Genomic DNA, 4,967 nt, shown 5'->3' with positions numbered 1-4,967 from the left:
TCACCCAGGTCGACGACGGCGCATACTCCACCGCGACCGTTCCGCCCAGCTCCGTCACCACCGAACGAAGCAGGTTCGGATTGCCGGCGCCAGGCGCGGAGATGAACATGTGGTCTTTGTAGTCGGTAAAGTCCGGCAGCCCGTCGCCGTTGAAGTCGCCGATTACCGATCCCACTAAACTCATCGTTGTCGGACGTGGCAAATTGACCGCAACATAGGCGGTGGATGAGGGCTGGAGGGAGTAGACCCCGATCGAGCGGGTGACGCTGACGTTACCGCCCAAGGTAAAGACGTCGGCTTTACCGTCATTATCGAAGTCGCGCAGGATCACCTGGCCGCCGTCTACAGTCGCACCAGCATAGCTTTTGAAGCCGACGCCAGTCGACAAATAAACCGCGATCTTGTCTTCACTGACCCTATATCTGGCCACATCTGTCGCGCCATCGCCATTGAAATCAGCCAAGACGCAAGAGCCAGGATTGGACAACGTGTCAAACTGGCAATTGATTCCGAGCGACGATCCGAGCTGCCATTTGCCGCTTGAAAGTACACCTTTGTAAACGGAACTGCCGGACCGAAACATAGGCTGCTGTCGGCCATTGCCGAGGAAATCGCCAATGCCCAATATCGAAGCGCTAGTGGTGTGGAGCTCAAGCGTGTCGAGACCATCGCCGTCCGTGTCCGCGACGAACGCACGAGCTAGCGAAGGCCAAAGCTCATTGCTGTAGCTAGGCAAAGCGTCGCAAACGGACTGATAACCAGCAGGCGCCGGATTGCACGTGGCGGCCGTCAGCACAAGTTGAGGATCGGTCAGCACAAGGGAAGGAGTCGCTGAGTAGCTGCATCTTTGGCCGGTTTGGGTCGTACTGCACGACTTACTGGTGGAATACTCGGCGTAATCCATTGTGCTTTTGGTCGCGACAAACCGACCAGGATCGTAAGTTTTTGGGTTCTCGTCTGGTGGCTCTTGATCGCTACTTCTTGTTACTGTCGACCCCGCGAACAAAGAATTAACTGCCGATGGTGAACCTTCGGTCCCAAATTTGATAATTCTCTTGTATCTTTTGGTCGTGGTCGTGACGATCGTGGTGTGGTCGCGGCTGGTGGTCGTTTCTGTCTTTTCCGAATAGTTGCCGAAAACTTCGTCTCTGCCGTCGAAGTCGAGGTCCCCAACGTCGTCAAGATTGGCATATCTTGGATCGTCACCGACCACGGCATCCTCATACATCGGCGTGTTGACAGTGGAATAGTTCCAACCGGCGCCTTGATAGGTCATCTGGCCGAGCAGCTTTGCGGTGCCGCCGGTGATGGTGCCGTCGGTGGCAATGGCCGCTTCGGTGCCGTAGCGGGTGACGGCGGTCAGACGTGAGGCGCTGGAGAACGGCGCCTGGTCATAGGTGAGCTTGTAGGCGCTGCGCAGCGCGCCAGAGACTGTGACGCCGATCGTCTTGATGCGCTGGCTGGTCTCGGAGATGTCGCGGCCATTACCCATCAGGATCAGGTCAGGCCGTGTCTCCAGATAGAATTTTACCACCGTTCCGTTGTAGCTGATCGTATCGGGGTAGCAGACCGGGCTTGCCGGGCAGGTGTAGCTGTAGGCAACACTGTTGCCATTGGTGTCGGTGACCGAAGTCAGCAGCCAGCGATAGCTTTGGGCCAAATCATAGGCCGGCGTGCCGGCCGCCGGCGTCAGGTTCGCGACGGCAGCGACAGAGCGGAATGTCGAGACCGTGCCGTCGCGATCGGTCACCTTCCATTCATTGGTGGTGCTGTTCAGGCCAATGCGGCGATAGGATTCATTCTCCGTCGCATGCGTGCCGCCGGTCGAACACGACGGCGACACCATGCCCACCACACAGGCAATCATCGCCTGGCCGTCGAGGAGATAGATGTCGCCGGCATCGAAGGCCGGCATGCCATAACCCGGGCTTGCCCGCTCGATGACGTCAAAACTGCCTAGACCCCAGGCATAACCCAGCCAGCCCTGGTACAGGCCGCCGGTCTTGGTCCTGCGCGAGGAGTTGTAGTCGAGCGCGATCGACGGTTCGATGCCGTGGAAGTCCGAAACGTCGATGCCGATGGCATAGCCCAGATTGCCGTTGCCTGAACTCTTCGGCAAATCCACCTTCGGCGTGCCGATCGCCTCGGGATCGCTCTCGGTGGTCGTCTCGGTCGCTGACGCGGCCGCAGCTTCATCTGGCGCCGCTTCTGTGTCGGTCGTCTTCGCAGCGGTGCCCGCCTTGGCGTCGGGCTGCTTGGTTTCGGCCTTGTCGCCAGCCGGCTTGCCGTCGACCTTCGCCGCCGCACCCGGACCATCGCCCGCCGGCGCGGCATCTCCCGCGGTACCTGCTGCGGGCGCTCCGCCCGCATCGTCTGCGCCGGAGCCTGTTCCCGAGCCAATCGCTGCCCCGCCATTGCCGAAGCCGCCACTCGCGCCAGCATCGGGCGAGGTCCCCTGCGCCTCCTGCGCAAACGCCGCCATCCCTGCGGAGCTTCTAATATAAGAAACGAAAGATGTATCTGCACCGAAGACGCCGGCGGCAAGCAATGCCGCACCAACAAGCAACTTGTTCATGATTCCCCCGAGCCCAAGTTGCTTACTTCTACTCAGACGCGACCAAACGAATACGACACCACGTCGTCACAGAGGCAATATCCACAGGGAAATTTTGGAGAGGGCGGCCGGGGAGGCTATTCTTCGAGCCTCGGCCGATTAGAGACGACATCGGTCGATCTTGGGTCGATCATCCTCGGCAACACAGAATTACCGCCTTGCTGCTGTCACTGACTTCGCGCCCAAGTTCCCCAAGTGGCGAAGCCGCGAGTTTCAATATTAGCCCGATCACAGAGGCCAAATGTCGGTTCCGCACTGAGCGACACCACGCGGAGCGTTCGAGCAGGGCTGTGCGGTGGCAGACAGTCCGCTGTGAACGGAACTGATGGACGCCATGCTGCCGGCACGCGCGACGCTGTGCAGACCGCGACGCTGTGCAGACAGTATTGCCGTCTGCAGGATCTCGTCGTGACGATTGTCGGACGCAGCGAACCGTGCTGGCGCTTCATGGCCATTCCCGGCGTCGGCCCGGTGACGGCGCCCTCGTTGTGGCGGCGATAGACGATCCCGCGCGCTTCCGCCGCTCGCGCGATGTCACGGCCGACTTCGGGCTGATGTCGCGGCGCTTGCAATCGGGCACCTCGATCGACATTCAGGGCCACATCTCGAAGGCCGGCGACGCCGACGTGCGGCGCGCGCTCTATGAGGAGGCGGCGTCGGGGCTGACGACGCGCTTCAAGGGCAAGGACAAGGGCAAGAGCTGGGGCTGGGAGATCGCCAAACACCCCTGCCACCGCAAGGCTGCGCGGCGCTGTTTTACTCACCGCCGGATCGGCCCCCGACATAGAACGTGCCGTCGCTCCACATTGCGTACATGATCACCGCCAACTTGCGCGCCACCGCCACGCAGGCCGGCGCGCATGTCAACAACCGCAAGCTGCTGGGAGCGCATCGATGAGCGGTGGGACGGCAGATGAAACGCATGGCGCCGGCACGCTGACGGACGCCATCTGAGCGAGGAGATCCGCTCCGGCTGATGAGGACCGATGCGAACCAGGAACGACGGAACGCACTTATCCTGCCTGCGGCCGCGCCGATCGACAGACGGCAGGACCGCGCTCGATTGCCTGTGACGATGCTCCGTCAGTCCAAAGCGGATCGCCTGGCCAAGGCCCACTATCTTTTAGCGATCGAGGCGCGCGGCGAACTCGACCTCGCATAAGCATTGAGGGACTGAAGACGGGATAAGGACGACCGACTGCTTTCCACCATCCCATTGCGGACGTTCGGTCCACGATTATATGGTACCCGTATGCGCCACTCATCTCTTTCGTCCTTCCTCAATGGGGCAACCTCAGCAACGGAGCTTTGGCAAGAAATTAATGCCGAGGTGAATGAGTGCGTCGCTGCCACTGCCAAGCATGGCGGTATTGGTCACATCATCATTACTGACGGCCCATTGACGCGGGTGACGTGGGCACCATGTGAACAAGGTCCTTGGAGTGTTAGCTGATGATAAACTGCCGCTGAGTGCTGCCAGCTATATCGCTGACGCGCTCATCATGAGCGACGACTTCCACTGGGATGACGAGACTGTGGCGAAAGCGCTGTTCTTCCTTTCGGACGAAAGCGCGCCACTGACTTTGGCCGAAATAGAAGCCGCCCGTAGCCGCCTCTCGACAGTGCGATGATGTCGGCTTCCCACCACCCATTGCGGACCTTCGCACCGGTACTGTCAGTCCCGGTCGAACACCAAGCCACGCTCTTCGCCGTCAATTTCCTCGGAACGATGCCAGCCAAGCCACACCGGTTCAGATATGTAGCCGTGCGTGATCAGGGTCTCGAACAGCCTACCTGCAAGCCAAGCAGGATCAGGGGCGAGTTCACCGTATTTGATGAAGCAGTCGAGGCGGTGGTGCGGAAAATACCCCTCGGGATGGATCACTGGTTTCCAAACATGGAAATATCCGACCCCAGTCGAAACCGATCCGCCGTGCTTGTTGCGAGCGATATGAAATATCGTTCCGTGCTGGAATGAGCCGTTGTAATCTGGCTCAACGTAATAGTCGTTACTTAGGGTAAGCTCATTCATGGTCGCTATGCACCAACACTGTCGATCAAACCTACCCCAGTTCATAGGCAACGGGTATAGGGACAGGGTCTGCTTTCCACCCGTCCCGGTTATTTTACGTTTTATGGGTTCACGACCTGGCCGGTGACAAATGAATCTCTGCTGGACCGCCGATATGGGGAGGCGCTCGCAAATCGCGCCCTACGCGCGGGTTGATCTGTTGATCAACATCAAAGCTTGAATATGAGAAATGCGCCAACTGTGACGGCGGTGGTCACCGTGGCTCGAGTGTCAGCAGATGTGGTAAGGTTGAGTGTCGGCGAGTAGCAGAGGTCCAGCAAC

General features: G+C 59.6%; 4 protein-coding genes and 1 pseudogene. 3 read left to right on the top strand and 2 right to left on the bottom strand.

Features of this window, described 5'->3' with window-relative positions; genetic code table 11:
- Positions 1-2,575 (bottom strand): FG-GAP repeat domain-containing protein (locus NKG95_RS33935; protein WP_353043838.1); only part of this gene is annotated, 2,575 nt, incomplete at its 3' end.
- A gap of 307 nt (positions 2,576-2,882) precedes the next feature.
- On the opposite strand from NKG95_RS33935, the pseudogene NKG95_RS33930 reads away from it, so the two are divergent.
- From NKG95_RS33930 to NKG95_RS33920, 3 genes and pseudogenes are all read left to right on the top strand, one after another.
- Positions 2,883-3,360: pseudogene (locus NKG95_RS33930) on the top strand (transposase); the annotation flags it as partial.
- Positions 3,361-3,590: 230 nt separating this feature from the next.
- The gene (locus NKG95_RS33925) at positions 3,591-3,776 is read left to right on the top strand and encodes a hypothetical protein (protein WP_353043837.1); all 186 of its coding nucleotides are present in this window, start codon (positions 3,591-3,593) and stop codon (positions 3,774-3,776) included.
- A gap of 262 nt (positions 3,777-4,038) precedes the next feature.
- The gene (locus tag NKG95_RS33920; protein WP_353043836.1) at positions 4,039-4,245 is read left to right on the top strand and encodes a hypothetical protein; all 207 of its coding nucleotides are present in this window, start codon (positions 4,039-4,041) and stop codon (positions 4,243-4,245) included.
- Between the two features lie 44 nt (positions 4,246-4,289).
- Here NKG95_RS33920 and NKG95_RS33915 read toward each other — a convergent pair whose 3' ends face one another.
- Complete coding sequence (locus NKG95_RS33915; protein WP_353043835.1) at positions 4,290-4,646, bottom strand: hypothetical protein; 357 nt, start codon at positions 4,644-4,646, stop codon at positions 4,290-4,292.
- Between the last annotated feature and the right edge of the window lie 321 nt (positions 4,647-4,967).

The organism is Mesorhizobium sp. M1423, assembly GCF_040317575.1.
GTDB lineage: Bacteria > Pseudomonadota > Alphaproteobacteria > Rhizobiales > Rhizobiaceae > Mesorhizobium.
This window is presented reverse-complemented; position numbering and strand designations above follow the sequence as displayed.

Excerpts from the sequence above, each read along its gene's own strand:
- NKG95_RS33925 (WP_353043837.1), top strand. The coding sequence starts at position 3,591 with ATGAGGACCGATGCGAACCAGGAACGACGGAACGCACTTATCCTGCCT.
- NKG95_RS33915 (WP_353043835.1), bottom strand. The coding sequence starts at position 4,646 with ATGAATGAGCTTACCCTAAGTAACGACTATTACGTTGAGCCAGATTAC.